This is a genomic window from Pseudomonas sp. PA-4-8C (genome assembly GCF_021606625.1).
GTDB classification, from domain to species: Bacteria; Pseudomonadota; Gammaproteobacteria; order Pseudomonadales; family Pseudomonadaceae; genus Aquipseudomonas; species Aquipseudomonas lactis.
Genome location: NZ_WKCD01000025.1, coordinates 1 through 25,299, shown reverse-complemented (window position 1 = coordinate 25,299; position 25,299 = coordinate 1). Strand labels below are relative to the sequence as shown.

24 protein-coding genes are annotated in these 25,299 nt (G+C 60.1%); 10 read left to right on the top strand and 14 right to left on the bottom strand.

The genetic code is table 11. The features are described from left to right. Positions 1 to 153: 153 nt before the first annotated feature. Positions 154 to 2,604 (bottom strand): glycogen/starch/alpha-glucan phosphorylase, encoded by a 2,451-nt coding sequence (locus GIW04_RS07145; RefSeq protein ID WP_120247897.1) that lies wholly within the window; start codon positions 2,602 to 2,604, stop codon positions 154 to 156. Positions 2,605 to 2,841: 237 nt separating this feature from the next. Between GIW04_RS07145 and GIW04_RS07140 the strand changes: the two genes are divergently transcribed. Beyond that, positions 2,842 to 3,276 carry a YkgJ family cysteine cluster protein gene (locus GIW04_RS07140; protein ID WP_003187815.1) on the top strand — a complete coding sequence of 145 codons (435 nt, stop codon included), beginning with the start codon at positions 2,842 to 2,844 and terminating at the stop codon, positions 3,274 to 3,276. A gap of 197 nt (positions 3,277 to 3,473) precedes the next feature. Here the strand turns inward: GIW04_RS07140 and typA are convergent, their stop codons facing one another. Both typA and thiI read right to left on the bottom strand, forming a co-directional pair. Beyond that, entirely contained in the window at positions 3,474 to 5,294 is a 1,821-nt protein-coding gene (gene typA / locus GIW04_RS07135) for a translational GTPase TypA (protein ID WP_003187814.1), read from the bottom strand. Between the two features lie 139 nt (positions 5,295 to 5,433). Then, positions 5,434 to 6,888 carry a tRNA uracil 4-sulfurtransferase ThiI gene (gene thiI / locus GIW04_RS07130; RefSeq protein ID WP_034134693.1) on the bottom strand — a complete coding sequence of 485 codons (1,455 nt, stop codon included), beginning with the start codon at positions 6,886 to 6,888 and terminating at the stop codon, positions 5,434 to 5,436. A gap of 335 nt (positions 6,889 to 7,223) precedes the next feature. Between thiI and glnA the strand changes: the two genes are divergently transcribed. The 4 genes from glnA to ntrC all read left to right on the top strand — a co-directional run bounded on the left by glnA (position 7,224) and on the right by ntrC (position 12,253). Then, on the top strand, positions 7,224 to 8,630 hold the full coding sequence (glnA, locus tag GIW04_RS07125) for a type I glutamate--ammonia ligase (protein WP_003187811.1): 1,407 nt from the start codon (positions 7,224 to 7,226) through the stop codon (positions 8,628 to 8,630). Between the two features lie 204 nt (positions 8,631 to 8,834). Further along, positions 8,835 to 9,371, top strand: a complete 537-nt coding sequence (locus GIW04_RS07120) for a chorismate mutase (protein ID WP_003187810.1) — start codon at positions 8,835 to 8,837, stop codon at positions 9,369 to 9,371. Positions 9,372 to 9,734: 363 nt separating this feature from the next. After that, the gene (gene glnL, locus GIW04_RS07115; protein ID WP_014716523.1) at positions 9,735 to 10,820 is read left to right on the top strand and encodes a nitrogen regulation protein NR(II); all 1,086 of its coding nucleotides are present in this window, start codon (positions 9,735 to 9,737) and stop codon (positions 10,818 to 10,820) included. Next, the gene (gene ntrC, locus GIW04_RS07110; protein ID WP_003187806.1) at positions 10,817 to 12,253 is read left to right on the top strand and encodes a nitrogen regulation protein NR(I); all 1,437 of its coding nucleotides are present in this window, start codon (positions 10,817 to 10,819) and stop codon (positions 12,251 to 12,253) included. The genes glnL and ntrC overlap by 4 nt, the downstream gene beginning before the upstream one ends. A 445-nt stretch (positions 12,254 to 12,698) precedes the next feature. On the opposite strand, the gene GIW04_RS07105 is transcribed toward ntrC, so the two are convergent. Continuing rightward, positions 12,699 to 13,139, bottom strand: coding sequence for a hypothetical protein (locus GIW04_RS07105; protein WP_003187800.1), 441 nt, complete (start codon positions 13,137 to 13,139; stop codon positions 12,699 to 12,701). On the opposite strand from GIW04_RS07105, the gene GIW04_RS07100 reads away from it, so the two are divergent. Beyond that, on the top strand, positions 13,138 to 13,593 hold the full coding sequence (locus tag GIW04_RS07100; protein WP_003171120.1) for a tRNA (cytidine(34)-2'-O)-methyltransferase: 456 nt from the start codon (positions 13,138 to 13,140) through the stop codon (positions 13,591 to 13,593). The genes GIW04_RS07105 and GIW04_RS07100 overlap by 2 nt on opposite strands. 159 nt (positions 13,594 to 13,752) lie before the next feature. Here the strand turns inward: GIW04_RS07100 and secB are convergent, their stop codons facing one another. The 3 genes from secB to GIW04_RS07085 are packed head-to-tail and all read right to left on the bottom strand — an operon-like array spanning position 13,753 to position 14,943. Continuing rightward, positions 13,753 to 14,232 carry a protein-export chaperone SecB gene (gene secB, locus GIW04_RS07095; protein ID WP_003187799.1) on the bottom strand — a complete coding sequence of 160 codons (480 nt, stop codon included), beginning with the start codon at positions 14,230 to 14,232 and terminating at the stop codon, positions 13,753 to 13,755. Positions 14,233 to 14,274: 42 nt separating this feature from the next. Continuing rightward, on the bottom strand, positions 14,275 to 14,529 hold the full coding sequence (gene grxC / locus GIW04_RS07090) for a glutaredoxin 3 (RefSeq protein WP_032878355.1): 255 nt from the start codon (positions 14,527 to 14,529) through the stop codon (positions 14,275 to 14,277). Continuing rightward, positions 14,530 to 14,943: a rhodanese-like domain-containing protein gene (locus tag GIW04_RS07085; RefSeq protein ID WP_032901811.1), complete on the bottom strand. Its 414-nt coding sequence runs from the start codon at positions 14,941 to 14,943 to the stop codon at positions 14,530 to 14,532. It abuts the gene before it with no gap. Between the two features lie 151 nt (positions 14,944 to 15,094). On the opposite strand from GIW04_RS07085, the gene gpmI reads away from it, so the two are divergent. The 4 genes from gpmI to GIW04_RS07065 all read left to right on the top strand — a co-directional run bounded on the left by gpmI (position 15,095) and on the right by GIW04_RS07065 (position 20,295). Continuing rightward, complete coding sequence (gene gpmI / locus GIW04_RS07080; RefSeq protein WP_003187794.1) at positions 15,095 to 16,621, top strand: 2,3-bisphosphoglycerate-independent phosphoglycerate mutase; 1,527 nt, start codon at positions 15,095 to 15,097, stop codon at positions 16,619 to 16,621. Between the two features lie 258 nt (positions 16,622 to 16,879). Further along, positions 16,880 to 18,175: a murein hydrolase activator EnvC family protein gene (locus tag GIW04_RS07075; RefSeq protein WP_003187792.1), complete on the top strand. Its 1,296-nt coding sequence runs from the start codon at positions 16,880 to 16,882 to the stop codon at positions 18,173 to 18,175. Positions 18,176 to 18,205: 30 nt separating this feature from the next. Continuing rightward, on the top strand, positions 18,206 to 19,519 hold the full coding sequence (locus tag GIW04_RS07070; protein ID WP_003187790.1) for a S41 family peptidase: 1,314 nt from the start codon (positions 18,206 to 18,208) through the stop codon (positions 19,517 to 19,519). Between the two features lie 2 nt (positions 19,520 to 19,521). Continuing rightward, entirely contained in the window at positions 19,522 to 20,295 is a 774-nt protein-coding gene (locus tag GIW04_RS07065; protein WP_120247896.1) for a divergent polysaccharide deacetylase family protein, read from the top strand. Positions 20,296 to 20,399: 104 nt separating this feature from the next. Here the strand turns inward: GIW04_RS07065 and GIW04_RS07055 are convergent, their stop codons facing one another. The 7 genes from GIW04_RS07055 to GIW04_RS07025 form a co-directional block, all read right to left on the bottom strand. Continuing rightward, positions 20,400 to 21,155 carry a substrate-binding periplasmic protein gene (locus GIW04_RS07055; RefSeq protein WP_120247895.1) on the bottom strand — a complete coding sequence of 252 codons (756 nt, stop codon included), beginning with the start codon at positions 21,153 to 21,155 and terminating at the stop codon, positions 20,400 to 20,402. Between the two features lie 66 nt (positions 21,156 to 21,221). After that, a complete protein-coding gene (hisF, locus tag GIW04_RS07050) occupies positions 21,222 to 21,992 on the bottom strand; it encodes an imidazole glycerol phosphate synthase subunit HisF (protein ID WP_003187786.1) in 771 nt (256 codons plus the stop codon). Positions 21,993 to 22,001: 9 nt separating this feature from the next. Then, positions 22,002 to 22,739, bottom strand: coding sequence for a 1-(5-phosphoribosyl)-5-[(5-phosphoribosylamino)methylideneamino]imidazole-4-carboxamide isomerase (hisA, locus tag GIW04_RS07045; protein ID WP_003187784.1), 738 nt, complete (start codon positions 22,737 to 22,739; stop codon positions 22,002 to 22,004). A gap of 39 nt (positions 22,740 to 22,778) precedes the next feature. After that, complete coding sequence (locus GIW04_RS07040) at positions 22,779 to 23,036, bottom strand: DUF2164 domain-containing protein (RefSeq protein WP_120247894.1); 258 nt, start codon at positions 23,034 to 23,036, stop codon at positions 22,779 to 22,781. Then, on the bottom strand, positions 23,037 to 23,675 hold the full coding sequence (hisH, locus tag GIW04_RS07035; protein WP_003187782.1) for an imidazole glycerol phosphate synthase subunit HisH: 639 nt from the start codon (positions 23,673 to 23,675) through the stop codon (positions 23,037 to 23,039). Continuing rightward, on the bottom strand, positions 23,675 to 24,271 hold the full coding sequence (gene hisB / locus GIW04_RS07030; RefSeq protein ID WP_003187781.1) for an imidazoleglycerol-phosphate dehydratase HisB: 597 nt from the start codon (positions 24,269 to 24,271) through the stop codon (positions 23,675 to 23,677). Before hisB ends, hisH begins: the two co-directional genes overlap by 1 nt. A 303-nt stretch (positions 24,272 to 24,574) precedes the next feature. Further along, positions 24,575 to 25,299 (bottom strand): MFS transporter small subunit (locus GIW04_RS07025; protein WP_236478951.1); only part of this gene is annotated, 725 nt, incomplete at its 5' end.

Here is a 25,299-nt window from a genome sequence, read left to right as displayed (position 1 = left end):
TAACGCCAATAGAGTTCACGCAACGGAGCAACGACACCTCTGTAGGAGCGAGCTTGCTCGCGAAAAACTCATAGGCGCCGCGTTCATTCAGGAAGCACGCGTTATCGTTGAGGTTCTTCGCGAGCAAGCTCGCTCCTACAGTGGCATCAGGGGTCAGTCGAGGGCTTTCCAGATCTCGGTGGCGTACTCCCTGATGGTCCGGTCAGAGCTGAACCAGCCCATGCGCGCCGTGTTGAGCACCGCCGAGCGCCACCAGGCCTTGGAGTCGTGCCAATGCGCCTCGACCCGTGCCTGGGCGTCCCAGTAGGCGTCAAAGTCGGCACACACCAGGAAGCGGTCGTAGTCGACCAGCCCATCGATCAGGCCCACATAACGCCCCGGGTCATCCGGCGAGAACACCCCGCCACGGATGGCTTGCAGCACGTCGTTCAAACGATGGGACGCGGCGATGTCCGGCCCGGCGCTGAACTCGCCGGCGTGTTTGCGAGCTTCCACCTGCTGGGCACTGAGGCCAAAGATAAACATGTGCTCGGCGCCGACACGCTCGTGCATCTCCACATTGGCGCCGTCCATGGTGCCGATGGTCAGCGCACCGTTGAGGCCGAACTTCATGTTGCTGGTGCCGGAAGCTTCGAAGCCGGCGGTGGAAATCTGCTCCGACAAATCCGCTGCCGGAATGATGCTTTCCGCCAGGCTGACGTTGTAGTTGGGCAGGAACACCACCTTGAGCAGACCGCGCACGGTCGGGTCGTTGTTGACCGTGCGGGCGATGTCGTTGGTCAGCTTGATGATCAGCTTGGCTTGGTGGTAGCTGGCCGCTGCCTTGCCGGCAAAGATCTTGACCCGAGGCACCCAGTCGATGCCCGGCTCGGCACGGATCGCCTGGTACAGCGCTACGGTGTGCAGCAGGTTGAGCAGTTGGCGCTTGTATTCGTGAATACGCTTGACCTGCACGTCGAACATCGCCGCCGGGTTGATCGCGATGCCCAGGCGCTCATGGATGATCTGCGCCAGGGCGCGCTTGCTGTGCAGGCGCTGCTCAGCAAATGCTTTGCGAAAGGCCGGTTTCTCGGCAAAGGGTTCCAACTCGATCAGGCGCTGTTCGGGCTGATCGAGAATGCCCGGGCCCAAGGCTTCCACTAGCATATCGGTCAGCTTGGGGTTGGCCTGGTACAGCCAGCGGCGGAAGGTAATGCCGTTGGTTTTGTTGTTGATGCGTTCGGGGTAGAGCTTGTGCAGTTCGGAGAACACCGTGCTGCGCATTAGCTGGGTATGCAAACCGGACACGCCGTTGACGCTATGGGAACCCAGGAACGCCAGGTTGCCCATGCGCACGCGGCGGCCGTTGTCTTCTTCGATCAGCGACACAGCGCGCAAAACATCAAAGTCGTGGATGCCTTTGGCACGCAGCGAGTCAATGTGCTGGGCGTTGATCAGGTAGATGATCTGCATGTGCCGCGGCAGCATGCGCTCCATCAAACCTACCGGCCAGGTTTCCAGCGCTTCGGGCAGCAGGGTGTGGTTGGTATACGAAAGGGTCTCGACGGTGACATCCCACGCGGCTTCCCAGGGAATGTCATGCAGGTCGACCAGCTGGCGCATCAACTCGGCCACGGCGATGGACGGGTGGGTGTCGTTGAGTTGGATGGCGGCGTGCTCGCCCAGGCTCAGTACCGAACCGTGCATGTTTTTGTGGCGACGCAACAAGTCCTGCAGGGACGCGGAAACGAAGAAATATTCCTGGCGCAGGCGCAGTTCCTGCCCTGCTTCGGTGCTGTCGGCCGGGTAAAGCACGCGGGAGATGCTTTCGGCACGGGCCACTTCGGCGACAGCGCCCAAATGGTCACCGGCGTTGAAGCGCTCCAGGTGCAGGTCTTCTACGGCGCGCGCACGCCAAAGGCGCAGGGTGTTGACGCTGGCGCCGCGCCAACCGACGACCGGCGTGTCATAGGCCACGGCGCGCACGATTTCGTTGGGCGACCATACCTGGATCATCTTGCCGGAGGCGTCCGCCACGGTTTCGACACTGCCGCCAAAGCCAATCGGGTAAATCACCTCGGCACGTTCGAATTCCCAAGGGTTACCGAAATCCAGCCAGCGCTCGGTCTGTTCCTGCTGCCAACCGTCGACAATCGCTTGGCGGAACAAGCCGTGTTCATAACGGATGCCATAGCCGTGGCCAGCAATGCCGAGGGTCGACATGCTTTCCATAAAGCACGCCGCCAGACGGCCCAGGCCACCATTGCCGAGCGCCGCGTCGGGCTCCAGCAGGCGGATGCGCTCCAGGTCGACGCCCAGCTCCGACAGCGCTTCGCGCGCGATCTCCAGCACACCCAGGTTGCTCAGGCTGTCATAGAGCAGACGGCCGATGAGAAATTCCAGGGACAGGTAATAAACGCGCTTCTGGCCTTTGCGATAAATACGCCGCGTGTGGTCCATCCAGTGGTCGACCATCTGGTCGCGCGCGGCCAGGGCAATGGCTTCGAACCAGTCATGGTCGAAGGCGTGATCCGGGTCCTTGCCCACCGCGTAGGTGAGTTTGGTCAAGACAGCATCGCGGAATGCGGCTACCTCTGCTTCTCGTGCAAGCGGTTCCTGAGACATCGGTGCGACCTCGGGCGAGATTGAAGGAGTTGCTAGAGCCTAGTCGGTCTGACAGACGGTAGACGTGCTGGTTCGGCAGTTTTTTAACTCATTGGCCTGTGGCTGAATTTGATGCAGGGGTCGTGCCCGATCAGGCCCTGGCCAAACCTTTGAGCTGAAACCTGCAAAATATTGTTCAAAAAACCACCAATCCCGGTATGATCGCGCGCCCGGATAACGCCCCACCTTGGAACCTTGATGAAGCCTCAACTGATCGCCGCCGCGGAACTCGACCGTCTAGAGACCTGGCAGAAATACTCCGCCCATATGTGCGGCGGCTGCGTGTCCAGCTGCTGCACGCTGCCGGTGGAGGTGAAGATCAAGGACCTGATCCGCATTGGCATCGTCGATGAGTTCGAGCGCGGCGATCCGCCGAAGAACATCGCCAAGCGTTTGCAGAAAGAAGGCATCGTCGAGCGCTACAACAACAAGTCCGAAATTTTCACCCTGCAGCGCATGAGCAACAACGACTGCCTGTACCTGGATCGTAAGACGCGCTTTTGCACTATTTATGACAAGCGCCCGGATACCTGCCGCAATCACCCGAAAATCGGGCCGCGGCCAGGGTATTGCGCGTACAAGCCCAAGGAAGTGGTGCGCGAGACCAACTTCAAGACCCTCGACAAGTTCTAAGTTTTTGATCGTTCCCACGCTCTGCGTGGGAATACAGCTGTGGACGCTCTGCGTCCGCTCTTGAAAGCAGGACGCGGAGCGTCCCACGCGGCGTTCCCACGCGGAGCGTGGGAACGATCACAACACACAGACTGCAGGCATAAAAAAACGCCCCCGGCCTTTCGACCGGGGGCGTTTTTCATTCAGCCTGAGTTAACTCAGTTCTTGGCTTTCTTGGCAGCGCGGGTACGCTCGCCTTCGTCCAGGATCTTCTTACGCAGGCGGATCGACTTAGGCGTGACTTCGCACAGCTCGTCGTCCTGGATGAATTCCAGGGCCTGTTCCAGGGTGAAGCGAACAGGTGGAACCAGAGCGATGGTTTCGTCTTTGCCCGAAGCACGCATGTTGTCGAGCTTCTTGCCTTTGGTTGGGTTGACGCCCATGTCGTTGTCACGGCTGTTCAGACCAACGATCTGGCCGTTGTAGATCTCTTGACCGTGTTCAACGAACAGCTTGCCACGCGCCTGGAGAGTTTCCAGGGAGTAGGTCAGCGCCTTGCCGGTTTCTACCGATACCAGAACACCGTTCTGACGGCCGGACATGTCGCCGGACTTCATGGTGTCGTAGCGATCGAAGATCGAGGTCAGGATGCCAGCACCGTTGGTCAGGGTCAGGAACTGGTTACGGAAACCGATCAGACCACGAGCAGGGATGTTGTATTCCAGACGTACACGGCCTTTGCCATCCGGCACCATGTTGGTCAGGTCGCCCTTACGCAGGCCCATCTCTTCCATGACCTTGCCCTGGGATTCTTCAGGGGTGTCGATGGTGACGTTTTCGAACGGTTCCTGCTTCACGCCGTCAACCTGACGGATGATCACTTCAGGACGACCAACACCCATTTCGAAGCCTTCGCGACGCATGGTTTCGATCAGTACCGAGAGGTGCAGCTCACCACGGCCGGAAACCTTGAACTTGTCAGCCGAGTCGCCTTCTTCAACGCGCAGAGCAACGTTGTACAGCAGCTCCTTGTCCAGACGTTCCTTGATGTTACGGGAGGTCACGAACTTGCCTTCTTTACCGCAGAAAGGCGAGTCGTTTACCTGGAAGGTCATGGAAACGGTTGGCTCGTCAACGGTCAGAGGCTTCATCGCCTCGACGTTGTCCGGCTGGCACAGGGTGTCGGAGATGAACAGCGAGTCCATACCGCTCACGCATACGATGTCGCCAGCGAAAGCTTCTTCAACGTCTACACGGTGCAGACCGTGGTGACCCATCAGCTTCAGGATACGACCGTTACGCTTCTTGCCGTCAGCGCCGATAGCGACAACCGGGGTGTTCGGCTTGACGCTACCACGAGCGATACGGCCAACGCCGATAACACCCAGGAAGCTGTTGTAGTCCAGTGCCGAGATTTGCATCTGGAACGGGCCTTCACGGTCGACTTTCGGTGCTGGTACGTTGTCGACGATCGACTGGTACAGCGGAGTCATGTCTTCAGCCATGTCGGTGTGGTCAAGACCAGCAATACCGTTCAGGGCCGAGGCGTAGATGACTTGGAAGTCCAGCTGTTCTTCGGTAGCACCCAGGTTGTCGAACAAGTCGAAGATCTGGTCCAGAACCCAGTCCGGACGCGCGCCTGGACGGTCAACCTTGTTGATGCACACGATCGGACGCAGGCCGGCTTCGAAAGCCTTCTTGGTCACGAAACGGGTTTGCGGCATAGGGCCGTCTTGAGCGTCAACCAGCAGCAGAACGGAGTCAACCATCGACATTACGCGTTCTACTTCGCCGCCGAAGTCGGCGTGGCCCGGGGTATCCACGATGTTGATGTGGTAGCCGTTCCAGTTGATAGCGGTGTTTTTTGCCAGGATGGTAATACCGCGCTCTTTTTCCTGGTCGTTGGAGTCCATCACGCGCTCGTCGTTGAGCTCGTTGCGCTCCAGGGTGCCGGATTGACGCAGGAGTTTGTCTACCAGGGTGGTTTTACCATGGTCAACGTGAGCAATGATGGCGATGTTACGTAGATTTTCGATCACTTGTGTATCTCGATCAGAGGATTCGGTGTGCTGACAGGTCGTGGCAGCGATTAACAGTAGAGTCAGGCCTTGCCGTTACAGCTTGACGGCAGAGTCGGGGGGCCGGTGACGCAGGCCACAGGCAAACAGCCCCGGGCTCTTAGCTCGGTCGATAAACGCGCACATTGGCATGCCCCTCACTGAGCAAATGGTGGGCATGCAGGCGACTCATCACGCCTTTGTCGCAATACAACAGGTACTGACGGCTGTTATCCAGTTCCTTGAAACGCGCGTTCAGTGCGTAGAACGGCAGCGCTTGCACGTCGATGCCAGCGATTTCCAGCGGCTCATCTTCGGCGGCATCCGGGTGACGGATGTCGATGACGATCTGGCCGGCCAGGGCTTCGCTGACTTCTTCGATCTGCACATCCTGGCCCAATTCGTCGATCACTCGATCGATTGGCACCAGCTTGGCGTTCTCGAGCGCACGCTCCAGAATCGCCATGTCGAATTCTTTTTCTTCATGCTCCACGCGGTGACGCTTGGCGTGGGTCTTGGGGTTCACCGAAATGACCCCGCAGTATTCAGGCATATGCTTGGCAAAGTCGGCGGTGCCGATTTGCTCTGCCAGGTCGATGATGTCCTGCTTGTGGCTGGCGATCAGCGGGCGCAGCACCAGCTTCTCGGTCACGCAATCAATGATCGACAGGTTCGGCAGCGTCTGGCTGGAGACCTGGGAAATCGCTTCACCGGTTACCAGGGCGTCAATCTGCAATTGATCGGCGATTCGGGACGCAGCGCGCAACATCATACGCTTCAATACTACGCCCATATGACTGTTATCGACTTTGCCGAGAATTTCGCCCAGCACTTCCTCGAACGGTACGCTTACAAATAGCACGCGTTGGGAGCTGCCGTATTTCTTCCAGATAAAGTGCGCGACTTCCATCACGCCCAATTCGTGTGCACGCCCGCCCAGGTTAAAGAAGCAAAAATGGCTCATCAGGCCGCGACGCATGATCTGGTAGGCCGCCACCGTGGAATCGAAACCGCCGGACATCAATACCAGGGTCTGTTCCAGGGCGCCCAGCGGGTAGCCGCCGATGCTGTTGTGCTGGCTGTGGATCACAAACAACCGTTGGTCGCGAATTTCCATGCGCACTTCAATTTGTGGCGCCTTCAAGGAAATTCCAGCGGCGCCGCACTCACGACGCAGCTTGCTGCCAACGTATTTCTCGACGTCCATGGAGCTGAACGGGTGCTTGCCGGCACGCTTGCAACGCACCGAAAAAATCTTGCCTTCAAGCGCACTGCCGTAGTGCTGCTTGCACTTTTCGGTGATGTCGTCGAAGTCGCCCAGCGGGTACTCATCCACCTGCAGGAAATGCGCGATGCCCGGCATGCAGCTCAGGCGCTCGGTCATGTCCTTCAAGGCTTTGGCGTCGGTAATGCGGGTTTCCAACTCGAGGTTGTCCCACACGCCGTTCACCACCACAGCCGGGTCCAGGTCACGGAGCACGGCACGGATGTTCTTGGCCAACTGACGGATGAAACGCGTCCGTACCGGTCGGCTTTTGATGGTGATCTCGGGGAAGACTTTAACGATTAATTTCATGGAAACAGCGCGCGCCGGGCCTGCTGAAAAAGGGGGGCGCGGATTATAGCGGAAATCGCTCAAGGTTTAACCAGTTAATATGCATTGCACATGCAATGCACCAAAACGGGTCATTTACCCAAATAAACGCTACATTGCAGTGCGCGATTTATGCCGTTTTTGCCGATTGCACCGTTATAGGGGCCATTTTGAGGCAAAACGGCCATGTTGGCGCACTGGCATGCAATTTGCTCTCTTGTGAGGCAGGTTGCCTTGGCGGAGTATCCGCGCCGGCATCACCCAAATTCTAAGGGCTAACTCCACTACCCCAAGCCCGAAGCCACCCGGAGGACACCATGTCGAAGTCGGTTCAACTCATCAAAGATCATGACGTTAAATGGATTGATCTGCGCTTCACGGACACAAAAGGCACTCAGCACCACGTGACCATGCCGGCTCGCGATGCGCTGGAAGATGACTTCTTCGAAGTCGGCAAGATGTTCGACGGTTCCTCCATCGCCGGCTGGAAAGGCATCGAAGCCTCCGACATGATCCTGCTGCCAGACGACAGCACCGCCGTACTCGACCCGTTCACCGAAGAGCCAACCCTGATCCTGGTGTGCGACATCATCGAGCCTTCGACCATGCAAGGCTATGACCGCGACCCACGCGCCATCGCCCACCGTGCCGAGGAATACCTGAAGTCCACCGGTATCGGCGACACCGCATTCTTCGGCCCTGAGCCAGAGTTCTTCATCTTCGACTCGGTGAAGTTCAAATCCGACATCTCCGGCTCCATGTTCAAGATTTTCTCCGAGCAAGGCTCGTGGATGTCCGACCAGGACGTGGAAGGCGGTAACAAAGGCCACCGTCCAGGCGTGAAAGGCGGCTACTTCCCAGTACCACCGTTCGACTTCGACCACGAAATCCGTACCTCCATGTGCAACGCACTGGAAGAAATGGGCCAGACCGTTGAAGTTCACCACCACGAAGTGGCGACTGCCGGCCAGAACGAAATCGGCGTGAAATTCAACACGCTGGTGAAGAAGGCTGACGAAGTTCAAACCCTGAAATACTGCGTGCACAACGTTGCCGATGCCTATGGCCGCACCGCTACCTTCATGCCTAAGCCGCTGTACGGCGATAACGGCTCGGGCATGCACGTTCACGTATCGATTTCCAAAGACGGCAAGAACACCTTCGCTGGCGAAGGCTATGCCGGCCTGTCCGATACCGCCCTGTACTTCATCGGCGGCATCATCAAGCACGGCAAAGCGCTGAACGGCTTCACCAACCCGTCGACCAACTCCTACAAGCGTCTGGTCCCAGGTTTTGAAGCGCCGGTGATGCTGGCCTACTCGGCACGCAACCGCTCCGCCTCGATCCGTATTCCTTACGTCAACAGCCCTAAAGGCCGTCGTATCGAAGCGCGCTTCCCAGACCCGGCTGCCAACCCTTACCTGGCCTTCGCCGCCCTGATGATGGCCGGCCTGGACGGTATCCAGAACAAGATCCACCCTGGCGACGCCGCCGACAAAAACTTGTACGACCTGCCGCCTGAAGAGGCCAAAGAGATCCCACAAGTGTGCGGCAGCCTGAAAGAAGCCCTGGAAGAGCTGGACAAGGGCCGTGCGTTCCTGACCAAAGGCGGCGTTTTCAGCGACGACTTCATCGACGCTTACATCGCCCTGAAAAGCGAAGAAGAAATCAAAGTACGTACCTTCGTACACCCACTGGAATACGAGCTGTACTACAGCTGCTGATCCGGTAGCGCTGCTTAAGGTAGCGTGATGAAAAAGGCCTCCTTCGGGAGGTCTTTTTTTTGCCTGGGCGTTACGCTACGCCAGCTCTGCAAACCCAATCAACGTGTGGGAGCTGGCTTGCCTGCGATGGCGCACTGCCGGCCACCTGCTGTATCACTGACACACCGCCATCGCGGGCAAGCCCGCTCCCACAGGAGATCACCTTTGAGATATCGACTTGTATTTGCCCTGCTGTTCATCAGTGCCAGTGCGAGCGCTGCGCCGCCTACGCTCGAACCCTTGCTCAACAGCATCGCCGAACGCCTGGAGATTGCCGACCAGGTGGCGCTGAGCAAATGGGACAGCCACAAGCCCGTGGAGGACAAGAAGCGCGAACAAGAGGTGATCGCCAGCGTTACGGCCCAGGCATCTGGTTACAAGCTGGACCCGGCCGCTGCTGAGCAGTTTTTCGCCGCGCAGATCGAAGCCAATAAACTGGTGCAATACACCCACCTGTCCGACTGGCAGTTCCAAGGCAAAGCCCCCGACGATCCACGCCCGGACCTGGTCCAGCAGATCCGCCCGCGATTGGACGAGCTGCAAAAAAGGCTGTTGCAGCAGTTGGCCGACTTCACTCCACAGCGCACCGACCCGCAGTGCCCGCAATGGCTGGCCGAGGCCGTGCACGAACCGCTGAATGATCCGCTGCGCCAACTGGCGATGATCCGCGCCACCGCCGAGCTTTGCATCTATAAAGGTTAAAAGGACTGCAAATCCAATTAAAAATGTGGGAGCTGGCTTGACTGCGATAACGGTGTTGAATGCACCACAGCTATCGCAAGCAAGCCAGCTCCCACACTGACTGCGATTTGCCTTCAAGCTTCAGTTGCTGAACAACCTTCACAAAACCGCACTATATTGGTGCGATAGCCTGCACCCTTCTCAAGTGCCCAGCCCATTTTGGTTCGAAACTTCCCGTTCAAGCTGGCAGAACGCCACAGTTTCGCGCCTAAACCCCTTATTTCAGGGGGTTAGCGCTTCTTTTCGGAGCCTTGGTTTGGTTTTTGCATTTTCCTTGTATCAGCGTGTGCCTCAAGCCCGCGCCTTGCTCCAAAAGAGGTCCCGATGACCATCAGCGATGCACTGCACCGTTTGTTACTCGACAACCTGACCACCGCGACCATCCTGCTCAATGCCGACCTGCGTCTTGAGTACATGAACCCGGCGGCGGAGATGCTCCTGGCCATCAGCGGCCAGCGCAGCCATGGGCAGTTCATCAGCGAATTGTTCACCGAATCGGCCGAAGCCTTGAGCTCGTTGCGCCAGGCCGTGGAGCAGGCTCATCCGTTTACCAAGCGCGAAGCGATGCTCACCGCACTCACTGGGCAGACGTTGACCGTCGACTACGCGGTGACCCCGATCCTGAGCAATGGCGCGACCCTGCTGCTGCTCGAAGTCCACCCCCGCGACCGCCTGCTGCGCATCACCAAGGAGGAAGCGCAGCTGTCCAAGCAGGAAACCAGCAAGATGCTGGTGCGCGGCCTCGCCCATGAGATCAAGAACCCGCTGGGCGGTATTCGCGGCGCGGCACAGTTGTTGTCCCGCGAGCTGCCAGACGAGCACCTCAAGGACTACACCAACGTCATCATCGAAGAAGCCGACCGCCTGCGTAACCTGGTGGACCGCATGCTCGGCTCCAACAAGCTGCCGTCCCTGGCGATGACCAACGTGCATGAGGTGCTGGAGCGCGTCTGCCAACTGGTCGAGGCCGAAAGCCAAGGCTGCATCACCTTGGTGCGCGACTACGACCCAAGCATTCCCGACGTGTTGATCGACCGCGAACAGATGATCCAGGCGGTGCTCAACATCGTGCGCAACGCCATGCAGGCCATCAGCAGCCAGAACGAGCTGCGCCTGGGCCGCATCAGCCTGCGCACCCGCGCCCTGCGCCAGTTCACCATTGGCCATGTGCGCCATCGCCTGGTGACCAAGGTCGAGATCATCGACAACGGCCCCGGCATTCCTGCAGAGCTGCAGGAAACCATCTTCTTTCCCATGGTCAGCGGCCGCCCGGACGGTACCGGGCTGGGCCTGGCCATTACCCAGAACATCATCAGCCAGCACCAGGGCCTGATCGAATGTGAGAGCCACCCCGGCCACACCACGTTCTCGATCTTCCTGCCATTGGAACAAGGAGCCCCCACGACATGAGCCGTAGTGAAACTGTCTGGATCGTCGACGACGACCGTTCTATCCGCTGGGTCCTCGAAAAAGCCTTGCAACAAGAAGGCATGACCACCCAGAGCTTCGACAGCGCCGATGGGGTGATGAGCCGCCTGGCACGCCAGCAGCCGGATGTGATCATTTCCGATATCCGCATGCCTGGCGCCAGTGGCCTGGACTTGCTGGCGCGCATTCGCGAGCAGCATCCGCGCTTGCCGGTGATCATCATGACCGCCCACTCGGACCTGGACAGCGCTGTCGCGTCTTATCAGGGCGGCGCCTTTGAATACCTGCCCAAGCCATTCGACGTGGATGAGGCGGTGGCGCTGGTCAAGCGCGCCAACCAGCACGCCCAGGAACAACAGAACCAGGAAGCCCCGCCAACCCTGACCCGCACCCCGGAAATCATCGGGGAAGCACCGGCGATGCAGGAAGTGTTTCGCGCCATCGGGCGCTTGAGCCATTCCAACATCACCGTACTGATCAACGGCGAATCGGGGACCGGTAAAGAGCTGGTGGCCCATGCGCTGCACCGCCACAGCCCACGGGCGGCCTCGCCGTTTATCGCACTGAACATGGCGGCGATTCCCAAGGATTTGATGGAGTCCGAGCTGTTCGGCCATGAAAAAGGCGCATTCACCGGCGCGGCTAACCTGCGTCGCGGACGCTTTGAACAGGCGGACGGCGGCACACTGTTCCTCGATGAGATCGGCGACATGCCGGCCGATACCCAGACTCGCTTGCTGCGTGTGCTGGCTGACGGTGAGTTCTACCGTGTGGGCGGGCATACGCCGGTCAAGGTGGATGTGCGCATCATCGCGGCCACCCACCAGAACCTGGAAACCCTGGTGCATGCGGGTAAATTCCGTGAGGACTTGTTCCACCGCCTCAACGTGATCCGCATCCACATCCCGCGCATGTCGGACCGTCGCGAAGACATCCCCACCCTCGCCCGCCACTTCCTCAGCCGCGCCGCCCTGGAGCTGGCTGTGGAACCCAAGCTGCTCAAAAGCGAGACCGAGGAATACCTCAAGAACCTGCCGTGGCCCGGCAACGTTCGCCAGCTGGAGAACACCTGCCGCTGGATCACCGTGATGGCCTCCGGGCGAGAAGTACACATCAGCGACCTGCCGCCGGAGCTGCTGAGCCTGCCGCAGGACTCGGCACCCGTGACCAACTGGGAACAGGCGCTGCGCCAATGGGCCGACCAGGCCTTGGCACGCGGCCAGTCGAACCTGCTGGACAGCGCCGTGCCGGCGTTCGAGCGGATCATGATCGAGACTGCGTTGAAACACACTGCCGGCCGCCGCCGCGATGCCGCCGTGCTGCTGGGCTGGGGGCGTAATACCCTGACGCGCAAGATCAAGGAATTGGGGATGAAGGTGGATGGTGGGGATGATGATGAGGGTGATGAGGCCTGAACCCCAAGACCACTGAAAGCCCAGTGTGGGAGCCGGGCTTGCCCGCGATGGCGGTGTGCCAGTCACCCGATATAGGGCTGACACACCGCTATCGCAGGCAAGCCAGCTCCCACATTTGTTTTGTGCAATGCCAGCAGACTGTGCACCGCTTCAATGCACGATGAACCGCCATTGAGCACAGACCCGAAACCTCACAGAGCGCTTTCGCTGCGAAGTTCATAACCGTAGAAACAACCAAAGCCCCGTATTCCGGGGCTTTGCGCTTTTTGGCATTTTTTTCAAGCCGCAATTGCAAGTTTTGGCACGCCCCCTGCAATAACCCTTGTACTACCCAGTTTCGGGGACCTTGGTACAGGCAGGCCGAGAATCCCCTCTTTAACACCGAAGCCTCAGGCTTCACCCCGTTTTGGGAGCCCTGGTACAGGCAGGCCGGGAACTCCCTCTTTTATTGCTCTTGGAGATGGATCTCCAGCCGCCAGCGGCCATCAACCTCTGCACCGCTCCACTCCCCACGCAACGGCCGGGCCGCTACCAGGTTCAGCAGCAAGCCAGCATCGGTCTTGCGTATGCGCCAATTCACGTCCTTGGCATTGACCTTGAGCTGCCCGCTGGCAGCCTTGCCCTGGGCGTCAAACAGCAGCGCCACGGTGCCGTCGATATGCTCGCCGTGCAGCTTGGGTTCGTTGTTGAACCACACCACCAAGCCATCCGCCGCAGGTTCTACCTGTTGCAGTTCAAGCGGTTCGGGGGTGGTCAAGCGGCCGATCATCAAGCCAATCATCAAGCCGACAATCGCCAATGACCCCAACACCCTCGGCAATAGCTTCGGTCTCGGGTCGTCTTCGGGGGTAGAATGCAGCGCATCTTTGCCTTCGGAGCCGTGCATGTTTCACGTCATCCTTTTTCAACCAGAAATTCCGCCGAATACCGGCAACGTTATCAGGCTGTGCGCCAACAGTGGCTGCCACCTGCATTTGATCGAGCCTTTAGGCTTTGACATGGACGACAAGCGCCTGCGCCGTGCCGGGCTGGACTACCACGAGTACGCCACCCTCAAGCGCCATGCCGACCTCGCCAGTTGCCTGGAGAGCCTGGGCCACCCACGGCTGTTCGCGTTCACCACCAAGGGCTCGCGGCCGTTTCATGATGCCAGCTTTGCCGAGGGCGACGCGTTTCTGTTCGGCCCGGAGAGCCGAGGCCTGCCGGCCGAGGTGCTTGACGCGTTGCCCGATGGCCATCGCCTGCGCTTGCCGATGCGTGAAGGCTGCCGCAGCCTGAACCTGTCCAATACCGTGGCCGTCGCCGTCTATGAAGGCTGGCGCCAACTGGGCTTTAAATAACACCGCATAACAAATGTGGGAGCGGGCTTGTGTGGGAGCCGGGCTTGCCCGCGATGCAGGCACCTCGGTGTGTCAGTCACACCGCAGTGATGCTATCGCAGGCAAGCCAGCTCCCACACAAGCCCGCTCCCACATTTTAGAACGGCGCCGCTCAGCAAATTACTGAACGGTCGGCGCGCCTTCCTGTTGCATGCGCTGCAGCTCTTGGGCGTACAGGGCATCGAAGTTCACCGGCGCCAGCATCAGTGCCGGGAACGAGCCACGGGTGACCAGGCTGTCCAGGGTCTCACGGGCATACGGGAACAGGATGTTCGGGCAAAACGCGCCCAGGGTGTGGCTCATGGACGCTTCGTCCAGGCCCTGGATCAGGAAGATACCGGCCTGTTGCACTTCAGCGATGAAAGCGACTTCTTCACCATTCTTGACGGTGACCGACAGGGTCAGCACCACTTCGTGGAAGTCACCTTCCAGGGATTTCTGACGAGTGTTCAGGTCCAGCGCAACGCTTGGGGTCCACTCCTGACGGAAGATGGCCGGGCTTTTTGGCGCTTCGAACGACAGGTCACGCACGTAGATCCGCTGCAGCGAGAACTGTGGGCCTTGGTCTTGCGCTGCTTCGGTGTTCTGTTGATCAGTCATCGCAGATCCTTCTTTATCTTGGGGTTCTTAAGGGTTTAGGAGTCAGACGGACAGCAGCGCATCAAGTTTACCGGCGCGCTCCAGGGCAAACAGATCGTCGCAACCACCGATGTGCCGGGTGCCGATCCAGATCTGCGGGACCGACGTGCGGCCGGCTTTCTGGGCCATTTCGGCGCGCACCTGGGGCTTGCCATCGACCTTGATCTCTTCGAAGGCAACCTTTTTGCTCTGGAGCAACTGCTTAGCTCGAATGCAATAAGGGCAATAATCGCTGGAATACACGACAACCTGGCTCATTCACTTCACCAACGGCAGGTTATCGCCACGCCAGCTGCTGATACCACCGGACAGCTTGGCAGCGGTGAAGCCGGACTTGAGCATCTCACGGGCGTGGGTGCCGGAGTGCTGGCCCTGGGCATCGACCAGGATGATGGTCTTGGCCTTGTGCTTTTCCAGTTCGCCCAGGCGCGCGATCAGCTTGTCCTGGGGAATGTTCAGGGCGCCAACGATATGGCCGGCGGCATAATCCTTGGCCGGGCGAATATCGACGACGACGGCCTCATCCTTGTTGACCAGCGCGGTCAGCTCCGACGTGCTCAGGCTGCGACCACCGCGGCTCAGTTCATGAGCGATCAGCAGCGCCAGCAGGATGACGAAGGCGCCCACAAGCAGGTAGTGGGCAGTGGCAAATGCAATCAGGTGATCAACCATCAAGGAGGTTCCAGGGCGTTAAAATGGCGGTAAGTATACACAGCCGCCAGGGGGGGCCAACCCCCGTAAAGCGGTGACGTGGTTGGAACTTCGCTTTAAACTGCCACTCCCTTTTCAATTGTCTTCCTTTATTAACGCCGCGAGAGGATCTATGACTACCACGCCTAAACCTTTGGTCCTGATAATTCTCGATGGCTTCGGACACAGTGAAAGCCACCACGACAACGCGGTTTACTCGGCCAACAAGCCAGTACTGGACCGTCTGACCGCCACCGTGCCTAACGGCCTGATCTCAGGTTCCGGCATGGACGTGGGCTTGCCGGACGGCCAGATGGGCAACTCGGAAGTCGGCCACATGAACCTCGGCGCCGGACGAGTGGTGTACCAGGACTTCACCCGTGTCACCAAAGCGATCCGCGATGGCGAGTTCTTCGAGAACCCGACCATCTGCGCGGCGGTTGATAAAGCCGTTGCCGCCGGCAAGGCCGTGCACTTCATGGGCCTGTTGTCGGACGGCGGTGTACACAGCCACCAGGATCACCTGGTCGCTATGGCCGAACTGGCGTTCAAGCGCGGCGCTGACAAAATCTACCTGCACGCCTTCCTCGACGGCCGCGACACGCCGCCCAAAAGCGCGCAATCCTCTATCGAACTGCTGGACGCCACCTTCGCCGCTCTGGGCAAGGGCCGTATCGCCAGCCTGGTGGGCCGCTACTTCGCCATGGACCGCGACAACCGTTGGGACCGAGTCTCTCAAGCCTACAACCTGATCGTCGACGGCCAGGCCGAATTCAACGCGGCCACCGCCCAGGAAGGTCTGGAAGCAGCCTACGCCCGTGGCGAGAGCGATGAGTTCGTCAAGGCCACCACCATCGGCGAGCCGGTGAAGGTCGAAGACGGCGACGCCGTGGTGTTCATGAACTTCCGCGCCGACCGTGCCCGTGAGCTGAGCCATGTGTTTGTCGATGAAGGCTTCAAGGACTTCGAACGCGCGCGCCAGCCGAAGGTCGAGTTCGTCATGCTCACCCAATACGCCGCCAACATCCCGGCCCCTTCGGCGTTCGCGCCGGGCAGCCTGGAGAACGTGCTGGGCGACTACCTGGCCAAGAACGGCAAGACCCAGCTGCGCATCGCCGAAACCGAGAAATACGCCCACGTGACGTTCTTCTTCTCCGGTGGCCGCGAAGAGCCGTTCCCCGGCGAAGAGCGCATTCTGATCCCGTCACCAAAAGTCGCGACCTACGACTTGCAGCCGGAAATGAGCGCGCCGGAAGTCACCGACAAGATCGTCGATGCCATTGATAACCAGCGTTATGACGTGATCGTGGTCAACTACGCCAACGGCGACATGGTTGGCCACAGCGGCAACCTGGAAGCGGCGGTCAAGGCAGTTGAATGCCTGGACTTGTGCGTTGGCCGCATTGTCGACGCGCTGGAAAAAGTCGGCGGCGAAGCGCTGATCACCGCCGACCATGGCAACTGCGAACAGATGTCCGACGAATCCACCGGCCAGGCGCACACCGCGCACACCACCGAGCCGGTGCCGTTCATCTATGTTGGCAAACGTGACCTGAAAGTGCGTGAAGGTGGCGTGCTGGCGGATGTGGCGCCGACCATGCTCAAGCTGATGGGGCTGGAGCAGCCGAAGGAGATGACCGGCACCTCGATCCTGGTCTGATCCAAAGTACGCCACAAAACAGTGTGGGAGCGGGCTTGCCCGCGATAGCGGCTAATCAGTCGACATCTATGTCGCTGACCCACCGCAATCGCGGGCAAGCCCGCTCCCACATTGGTTTGTGGCGCTTTGAGAGATATCTTTTTGCCATACCAGCACCACTCGGCACCTATCTTGCCCACCAGCCCCAATTGGGCGTTTTTTTTGCAGCGCTTGGCGGGCATACTAGGCCGTCCTTTTCCCCTGGTGTCGCCCGCCTCTATGCTTCGCGCCTTGATAACCCTTGCTCTTGTCTGCCTGCTCCAACCGGCGTTTGCCGATGAGCGCGCACAAACCCAACAACAGTTGGACGCTACGCGTCAGGACATTACCGAGCTGAAAAAGCTGCTCGGCAAGCTCCAGGAAGAAAAATCCGGGGTGCAGAAAGACCTGCGCGGCACGGAAACCGAAATGGGCAAGCTGGAGAAGCAGGTCCAGGAGCTGCAAAAAGAACTAAAGAAGAGCGAGTCGGAACTGGAGCGACTCGACGCTGAGAAAAAAAAACTCCAGAGCGCGCGCGTTGAACAGCAACGCCTGATCGCGATCCAGGCCCGTGCCGCGTACCAGAGCGGCCGCCAGGAGTACCTCAAGCTGCTGCTCAACCAGCAGAATCCGGAAAAATTCGCCCGTACCCTCACCTATTACGATTACCTGAGCCAGGCGCGCCTGGCGCAATTGAAGGGGTTTAACGAAACCCTGCGTCAATTGGCCAATGTCGAACAGGAAATCGCCGACCAGCAATCCCAGCTACTCGACCAGAAAACCGCCCTCGACACCCAGCGCGACCAGCTCGATAAAGTACGCAAGGAACGCCAGCAGGCCCTGGCCAAGCTCAACAGCGACGTAAAAGCCCGCGACGCCAAGCTCCAGGCCCGCGAGCAGGACCAGGCCGACCTGGCCAAAGTCCTCAAGACCATCGAAGAAACCCTGGCCCGCCAGGCACGCGAGGCCGAAGAAGCGCGGCAAAAAGCGCTGATCGCCCAGCAGGAAGCCGAAAAAAAGCGTCAGCGTGAGGCTGAACTGGCTGCCACCACCGACGCTCCGGCCCCGCGCAAACCCGCGCGCGCAGCCCCTGGCCCGCTGGTTTCCAGCAGTGGCGAGTCGTTCGGCGGCCCTTTTGCTTCAGCGCGCGGCAAACTTCCATGGCCGGTTGATGGTCGATTACTGGCACGCTTTGGGGAAACCCGTGGCGATGACACCCGCGCCAAGTGGGATGGCGTGATGATCAGCGCCTCTGCCGGCAGCCAGGTCCACGCCGTGCATGGTGGCCGCGTGGTGTTTGCCGATTGGTTGCGGGGCGCCGGCTTGCTGGTGATTCTTGACCACGGTAATGGCTATTTGAGCCTTTACGGCCACAATCAGACATTACTCAAGTCGGCAGGTGATGTTGTAAAAGCCGGTGAATCCATCTCCACTGTCGGTAACAGTGGTGGCCAGGACACCCCGGCGCTGTACTTCGCTATTCGTCAGCAGGGCCGCCCGAGCGACCCTGCACAATGGTGCCGGTCCCAAGGATAGGGTCGCATCTACATTAGGAGTTCGTTCGACATGCTGCATTTGTCCCGCCTCACTTCGCTGGCCCTGACGATCGCCCTGGTGATCGGCGCGCCTCTGGCTTTTGCCGACCAGGCCGCACCGGCTGCACCCGCCACGGCTGCGACGACCAAGGCGCCATTGCCGCTGGACGAGCTGCGTACCTTTGCCGAGGTCATGGACCGGATCAAGGCAGCGTATGTCGAACCCGTAGACGACAAGGCCCTGCTGGAAAATGCCATCAAGGGCATGCTCAGCAACCTCGACCCGCACTCCGCCTACCTGGGCCCGGAAGATTTCGCCGAGTTGCAGGAAAGCACCAGCGGTGAGTTCGGCGGCCTTGGCATCGAAGTGGGCTCCGAAGACGGCCAGATCAAAGTGGTCTCGCCTATCGACGACACCCCGGCGTCCAAGGCCGGTATCCAGGCCGGCGACCTGATCGTGAAGATCAACGGCCAGCCAACCCGCGGCCAGACCATGACCGAAGCCGTCGACAAGATGCGCGGCAAGCTCGGCCAGAAGATCACCCTGACCCTGGTACGCGACGGCGGCAACCCGTTTGACGTGACCCTGGCCCGCGCGACCATCACGGTCAAGAGCGTGAAAAGCCAGCTGCTGGAGTCGGGCTACGGTTATATCCGTATCACCCAGTTCCAGGTCAAGACCGGCGACGAAGTGGCCAAGGCCCTGGCCAAGCTGCGCAAAGACAACGGCAAGAAGCTCAACGGCATCGTGCTTGACCTGCGCAACAACCCAGGCGGCGTGTTGCAGTCGGCGGTCGAGGTGGTCGACCACTTCGTCACCAAGGGCCTGATCGTCTACACCAAGGGCCGTATCGCCAACTCAGAGTTGCGCTTCTCGGCCACCGGCAACGACCTCAGCGAGAACGTGCCACTGGCGGTATTGATCAACGGTGGCAGCGCCTCGGCTTCGGAAATCGTCGCCGGTGCCCTGCAAGACCTCAAGCGCGGCGTGCTGATGGGCACCACCAGCTTCGGCAAAGGCTCGGTGCAGACCGTATTGCCGCTGAACAACGAGCGTGCGCTGAAGATCACCACGGCGCTGTACTACACGCCCAACGGCCGCTCGATCCAGGCCCAGGGCATCGTGCCGGACATCGAAGTACGCCGCGCCAAGATCACCAACGAGATCGACGGCGAATACTACAAAGAGGCCGACCTGCAAGGTCACCTGGGCAATGGCAACGGCGGTGCCGACCAGCCAACCGGCAGCCGCGCCAAGGCCAAGCCGATGCCGCAGGACGATGACTACCAACTGGCCCAGGCACTCAGCCTGCTCAAGGGCTTGAGCATCACCCGCAGCCGTTGATCATGCGCCTTGCCCTGATCCTCGCTGTGCTGTGCAGCCTGGCAGGGGTCGCTCAAGCGGCCCCTGCCGGCGAACCGCACAAAGCCTACCTGACACTGATCATCGACGACCTGGGGCAAAACCTGCCTCGGGATCGCCGCGTGCTCGCGCTACCCGGCCCGGTGACTACCGCCATCATGCCGGACACGCCCCACGCCGCCGAATTCGCCCGTGAGGCCCACAAGGCTGGCAAGATCGTGATCCTGCACATGCCCATGGACCCGGCCACCGGCCCATTCGCCTGGCACCCGGAGCTGTCGATCGAAGAACTGGGCAAGCGCCTGGACGCTGCGTTCGACGCAGTGCCCTACACCGCCGGTATCAACAACCACATGGGCAGCCGCATGACTGCACAACCGGCGGCGATGGCCTGGCTGATGGGTGAGTTGCAACGGCGCCACAAGTTCTTCGTCGACAGCCGCACCAGCGCGCAAACCGTTGCCGCCGCCGAGGCGCAGAAGATCGGTTTGGCCCATGTGTCGCGGGATGTATTTCTCGACGACGAACGCACCGAAGCGGCGATTACCACGCAGCTGCAAACCGCGATCAAACTGGCGCACAAGCAGGGTTCGGCAGTCATGATCGGGCATCCTTACCCACAGACGCTGGCGGTGCTGGAGCGCGAATTGCCCAAGCTCAAGGCGCAGGGCGTGGAGTGGATCGATATCAAATTGATGATCAGCGTGCGCAGTAACCGGGCGATGGCCGGGCATGGCAAGAACGGCATCTACCGCTGACGCCCCCCCTGTAGGAGCGAGCTCGCTCGCGAAAAACTTGAGACCGCCGCGTACCCCCTGGATACCCGCGTCATCGTTGACGTCCTTCGCGAGCAAGCTCGCTCCTACAGGTAGTTGGCCATGATCTGGTCGATAAGGCCTTCTTCACGCAACTGGTCCAGCGCGGACTGAAGCTTGGCCACCACCTCATCCGGCACGTCCTTGTTCAACGCCAGGTAAAGCTGCGCACTGTTGAAGCGCAATACCGTCTTGAGCCCGTTCACACCCACTTGCCGCGCCAGGTAACGTCCTGCAGGATCGCCAGTGGCCCACAGGTCGATCTGGCCCTCCATGAGCTTTTGCGCATTGTCCTGGTCACGCAAGGCAACAATCGGCTTGAGCCCCTGCTTGTCCAGGCTTTCGGCAATGGCGTCGCCTTTGTAGGCGCCGATCCTGTAGCGGCGCGCCTGCTCAAGGTTTTCCAGTTGGATCTTGCTGTCGGCCTTGGCCAATAGCACCCAATCGTCCGGGCCGATGGGGCCGACCCATTTGAACAAGGCTTCACGGTCTGGCAACCGCGCCATCACAAACACGCCGTAACCCGGCTTTTCCAGGGCGAGTTTGTAGATTCGCTCCCAAGGGAAACGCAGGGTCAGGTTGTAGGAAATGCCGGCACGTTTGAAGGTTTCGCGCATGATGTCTACGGCGATGCCTTCGATGTTCTCGTCCTTGGCGAAGTTCTTGCCGTTTTTCGCCATGTTGTAGGGCGGGAAATTTTCTGTCAGCAACACCAGGGAGGCGTCAGACGGTTGTTCGGCGTGTGCCGTAGCCACCATGAGCATGGAGGAACTGGCGAGGGCGAGCAGCAGGTGTTTGAACATGAAGGCTACCGGAATCCATGGCAAGCGCAGAGAGTGCCGCGAGCCTGCCATGGTGTCCAGCAGCGTTTAGCGCACGACGATACCGCGTGCGGCCATGTAGGCCTTGGCCTCGGGCACGGTGTATTCGCCAAAGTGGAAAATACTCGCCGCCAGCACCGCGCTGGCGTGGCCTTCCAGTACACCATCGGCCAGGTGTTGCAGGTTGCCGACGCCACCCGATGCGATCACCGGAATGCCCAGGGCATCGCTGATGGCGCGGGTAACGCCCAGGTCGAAGCCGTTTTTCATGCCGTCCTGGTCCATGCTGGTCAGCAGGATTTCACCGGCGCCCAGGCCTTCCATCTTCATCGCCCACTCCACCGCGTCCAGCCCGGTAGGCTTGCGCCCGCCGTGGGTGAAGATCTCCCAGCGCGGGGTTTCGCCCGGGCCGGATACCTTCTTGGCGTCGATAGCCACCACGATGCATTGCGAGCCGAAGTGCTGCGCGGCTTCGCCGACAAACTCGGGGTTGAATACGGCGGCGGTGTTGATCGAGACCTTGTCTGCACCGGCATTGAGCAGGTTGCGGATGTCTTGCACGGTGCGCACGCCACCGCCCACGGTCAGTGGGATAAACACCTGGCTGGCCATGCGCTCGACGGTATGCAGCGTGGTGTCGCGGCCATCGACGCTGGCAGTGATGTCGAGAAAGGTAATCTCGTCGGCACCTTGCTCATCGTAGCGACGGGCGATTTCCACCGGGTCGCCGGCATCACGGATGTTCTCGAACTTGACGCCCTTGACCACGCGACCGTTGTCGACGTCCAGGCAAGGGATGATGCGTTTGGCCAGCGCCATGGTCAGTCCTCAGCCGTTGTAGGCGTCGCAGTAAGCCTGAGCTTCGGCGACGTCCAGAGTGCCTTCATAGATCGCACGGCCGGTGATGGCGCCGATAATGCCGGGAGCCTTGGCGTCCAGCAGCGACTTGATGTCACCCAGGTTATGAATGCCGCCGGAAGCGATCACCGGAATCTTGGTGGCCGCTGCCAGGGCTGCGGTGAAGGGTACGTTGCAGCCCTGCATCATGCCGTCTTTGGCGATGTCGGTATAAACAATGGCAGACACGCCGTCGGCTTCGAACTGCTTGGCCAGGTCGATCACCTGCACTGTGCTGATTTCAGCCCAGCCGTCGGTAGCGACGAAGCCATCTTTGGCATCCAGGCCTACGATCACTTTGCCCGGGAAAGCGCGGCAGGCTTCGGCGACGAAGGCTGGATCTTTCACGGCCTTGGTGCCGATGATCACGTAGCTCACGCCCGCTTTGACGTAGTGCTCGATGGTTTCCAGGGAGCGGATACCGCCGCCGATCTGGATCGGCAGGTTCGGGTAGCGCTTGGCGATGGCAGTAACCACCTCGCCGTTGACCGGCTGGCCTTCGAAGGCGCCGTTCAGGTCCACCAGATGCAGACGACGGCAGCCCCCTTCTACCCATTTGGCAGCCATGCTCACCGGGTCATCGGAGAACACGGTGGAATCTTCCATGCGGCCTTGGCGCAGGCGTACACAAGCGCCGTCCTTGAGATCGATAGCGGGGATAATCAGCATCTGGCAAACCTTATTCGATATTCAGCAATGCTTGGGAAATCAGTGTTTCTCAAGCGACCACAAGTCGCTTTCGATGCTTTCGAACCTTTCTTTAAGGAGCGTCTGCGTGTCGAAAATCGCCCTGTTGTAATAATGCGGCGCCACTTCGGTGGTAAACAGCTCAAGAATCTCGGCGACCTCGAACGAGCCCAGCTTGAGCTCGAAGCGGTCCTCCATGAATCGCTTGATCTTGTCAGTAGCCTCACGCTCCTGCTCGGGCGCGAGGTTCAAGATCGGCTGCTTCGGTTTCCTGGCCATTTACCAGCGACCATCCCACGCGGCGAAGTTCTGCAGCAATTGCAGGCCATGGGTATGGCTCTTCTCCGGGTGAAACTGCACGGCAAAGCGCGAACCATCGGCCAGCGCGGCGGCAAAGTCGACGCCGTAATGCCCGCCACCCACCACCTGGCGCGGGTTACCGGCGGCGATGTAGTAGCTGTGCACGAAGTAGAAACGCGCCATGTCCGGGATGTCGTGCCACAGCGGGTGGTCGACGGTGCGGCGCACTTCGTTCCAGCCCATGTGCGGGACTTTGAGGTGCTCGCCCTCTTCATGCAGGTCTTTGCCGAAGAACTTCACCTGGCCCGGAAACAGGCCGATGCAGTCGACTCCGCCGTTCTCTTCACTGCTGTCGAGCAAGGCTTGCATGCCCACGCAGATGCCGAGGAACGGGCGGTCCTGGCTGACTTCGCGCACCAGGCTGTCAAAACCCAGGCGGCGGATCTCGGCCATGCAATCGCGAATCGCGCCAACACCGGGGAACACCACGCGGTCGGCTTCGCGAATCACGTTGGCATCGCTGGTGATCAGCACCTTGCCGGCACCTACATGCTCAAGGGCCTTGGCCACCGAGTGCAGGTTACCCATGCCGTAATCGATAACCGCGACCGTCTGCATTACAGGACGCCCTTGGTCGACGGCATTTGCCCGCCCATGCGCTCATCGACTTCCACAGCCATGCGCAGTGCGCGGCCGAAAGCCTTGAACACGGTTTCGATCTGGTGGTGAGTGTTGGTGCCGCGCAGGTTGTCGATGTGCAGGCTGACCAGTGCGTGGTTAACGAAACCTTGGAAGAATTCCTGGAACAGGTCGACGTCAAAGCCACGGCCCACGTTCGCGCGGGTGTAAGGCACGTGCATCTGCAAACCCGGGCGACCGGAGAAGTCGATGACCACACGGGACAGCGCTTCGTCCAGCGGGACATAGGCATGGCCGTAGCGACGGATGCCTTTTTTGTCGCCGATGGCCTTGGCAAACGCCTGGCCGAGGGTGATGCCCACGTCTTCCACCATGTGGTGGTCGTCGATGTGCAGGTCGCCTTTGCCGACGATATCCAGGTCGATCAGCCCGTGACGGGCGATCTGGTCCAGCATGTGCTCAAGAAAAGGGACACCGATATCAAATCGGGCCTTTCCGGTGCCATCCAGGTTGATCGAGGCTTTGATCTGGGTTTCCAGAGTGTCGCGCTCGACAGATGCCTTACGTTCGGCCATCACCAGCTCCGCAAAATCATTGGGCGAAAAAGGCAGCCATTATAGGGGCGCGGGCGCTAAACAGAAACAACGAAGGGGATAAGACTGACGAGTTAATCTCGGCGCCCCAGCATGGTGCGCGCGATCATTCCCACGCTCCGCGTGGGAATGCCGCCAGGAACGCTCCGCGTTCCGATCACACCGCAGGGCCCAAGCCCTGCGCAGAGGGTGACGCAGAGCGTCACGGGATGCATTCCCACGCGGGAGCGTGGGAACGATCAGCGCGGGAGCGTGGGAACGATCAGCCAACGATCAGCCACGGTATCAGTGGAACAGTACTGCGGTCTTCTGCAGGGTCACCCACACACCCCACGCCAACGGAATACCCACTACCAGCCACGCGGCAATCGCCAGCGGCTTGCTGGCGGCGGAGGCCTTCCACTCCAGCACGGTGCTCGCATCAGCACCTTTGTCATGGCCCAGCGCCTGTTCGGCGGCAAGTTCGGCATCGGTCATGAAGTACTTGTCGGCCACCGGGCGCACCAGCAGGTTGCAGATAAAGCCCAGCACCAGCAGGCCGGCGAGGATGTACAAGGTGATGTCGTAGGCCGCGGCGCGTTCAACGCCGATGCTCAACTGGTATTCACGCAGGTAGTTCACCAGCACCGGGCCCAGTACGCCCGCCGCAGCCCAGGCGGTCAGCAGGCGACCGTGGATCGCGCCGACCATCTGGGTCCCGAACAAGTCGGCCAGGTAAGCCGGGACCGTGGCAAAACCACCGCCGTACATCGACAGGATGATGCAGAACGCGGCCACAAACAGCGCCACGTTGCCCAGATGCCCCAGGTTCGGGATCAGCGCATACAGGGCAAAGCCCAGGGCGAAGAACACGAAGTAGGTGTTTTTACGCCCCAGGTAGTCAGAGAACGAGGCCCAGAAGAACCGACCACCGATGTTGAACAAGCTCAACAGGCCGGTAAAACCAGCGGCAATGGCTGCAATGGAGGCCAGTTGACCAGCATCCAGTTGACCAAATGGCACATCAACAC

Excerpts from the sequence above, each read along its gene's own strand:
- hisA (WP_003187784.1), bottom strand. The coding sequence starts at position 22,739 with ATGCTGATTATCCCCGCTATCGATCTCAAGGACGGCGCTTGTGTACGC.
- glnA (WP_003187811.1), top strand. The coding sequence starts at position 7,224 with ATGTCGAAGTCGGTTCAACTCATCAAAGATCATGACGTTAAATGGATT.
- GIW04_RS07055 (WP_120247895.1), bottom strand. The coding sequence starts at position 21,155 with ATGTTCAAACACCTGCTGCTCGCCCTCGCCAGTTCCTCCATGCTCATG.
- ntrC (WP_003187806.1), top strand. The coding sequence starts at position 10,817 with ATGAGCCGTAGTGAAACTGTCTGGATCGTCGACGACGACCGTTCTATC.
- gpmI (WP_003187794.1), top strand. The coding sequence starts at position 15,095 with ATGACTACCACGCCTAAACCTTTGGTCCTGATAATTCTCGATGGCTTC.
- GIW04_RS07075 (WP_003187792.1), top strand. The coding sequence starts at position 16,880 with ATGCTTCGCGCCTTGATAACCCTTGCTCTTGTCTGCCTGCTCCAACCG.
- thiI (WP_034134693.1), bottom strand. The coding sequence starts at position 6,888 with ATGAAATTAATCGTTAAAGTCTTCCCCGAGATCACCATCAAAAGCCGA.
- grxC (WP_032878355.1), bottom strand. The coding sequence starts at position 14,529 with ATGAGCCAGGTTGTCGTGTATTCCAGCGATTATTGCCCTTATTGCATT.
- GIW04_RS07040 (WP_120247894.1), bottom strand. The coding sequence starts at position 23,036 with ATGGCCAGGAAACCGAAGCAGCCGATCTTGAACCTCGCGCCCGAGCAG.
- GIW04_RS07100 (WP_003171120.1), top strand. The coding sequence starts at position 13,138 with ATGTTTCACGTCATCCTTTTTCAACCAGAAATTCCGCCGAATACCGGC.
- secB (WP_003187799.1), bottom strand. The coding sequence starts at position 14,232 with ATGACTGATCAACAGAACACCGAAGCAGCGCAAGACCAAGGCCCACAG.
- GIW04_RS07085 (WP_032901811.1), bottom strand. The coding sequence starts at position 14,943 with ATGGTTGATCACCTGATTGCATTTGCCACTGCCCACTACCTGCTTGTG.
- GIW04_RS07070 (WP_003187790.1), top strand. The coding sequence starts at position 18,206 with ATGCTGCATTTGTCCCGCCTCACTTCGCTGGCCCTGACGATCGCCCTG.
- hisF (WP_003187786.1), bottom strand. The coding sequence starts at position 21,992 with ATGGCGCTGGCCAAACGCATCATCCCTTGCCTGGACGTCGACAACGGT.
- GIW04_RS07105 (WP_003187800.1), bottom strand. The coding sequence starts at position 13,139 with ATGCACGGCTCCGAAGGCAAAGATGCGCTGCATTCTACCCCCGAAGAC.
- hisH (WP_003187782.1), bottom strand. The coding sequence starts at position 23,675 with ATGCAGACGGTCGCGGTTATCGATTACGGCATGGGTAACCTGCACTCG.
- GIW04_RS07065 (WP_120247896.1), top strand. The coding sequence starts at position 19,522 with ATGCGCCTTGCCCTGATCCTCGCTGTGCTGTGCAGCCTGGCAGGGGTC.
- hisB (WP_003187781.1), bottom strand. The coding sequence starts at position 24,271 with ATGGCCGAACGTAAGGCATCTGTCGAGCGCGACACTCTGGAAACCCAG.
- glnL (WP_014716523.1), top strand. The coding sequence starts at position 9,735 with ATGACCATCAGCGATGCACTGCACCGTTTGTTACTCGACAACCTGACC.
- GIW04_RS07145 (WP_120247897.1), bottom strand. The coding sequence starts at position 2,604 with ATGTCTCAGGAACCGCTTGCACGAGAAGCAGAGGTAGCCGCATTCCGC.
- GIW04_RS07140 (WP_003187815.1), top strand. The coding sequence starts at position 2,842 with ATGAAGCCTCAACTGATCGCCGCCGCGGAACTCGACCGTCTAGAGACC.